This is a genomic window from Dellaglioa sp. CoH-57-MRSF-21 (assembly GCF_056781915.1).
Genome location: NZ_JBXAXU010000188.1, coordinates 1 through 272 on the forward strand (window position 1 = coordinate 1; position 272 = coordinate 272).

Below are 272 nucleotides of genomic sequence, written 5' to 3' on the forward strand. Positions count from 1 at the left end.
GTCTATATAGTGGGTAACTTCGATGCTAACGCCAACCACGTATCTCAGTACGCAGGTCTTAACACCATCGATACGAACACGGCGCTTTTGGCGAGCGGTATGCAGACCATCGATACCGGGTATAACGCAACCAATCCGTTCTACCAAACAGTTCCGGCAAACGGTTCGGCGTATCTGGTAACAGTTGCTGGTACCACCGCGCTTGATGGAATCACGTCGTGGGCAGTCGGTGACTTGGCTGTTGCGTTTGGTAATTCGTGGATCAAGATTGC

General features: G+C 51.5%; 1 protein-coding gene. It reads left to right on the top strand.

What is annotated here, in order from left to right; all coding sequences use genetic code 11:
* A partial coding sequence (locus AC1RPQ_RS08490; protein WP_481762344.1) for a hypothetical protein occupies positions 1-272 on the top strand: 272 nt, incomplete at both ends.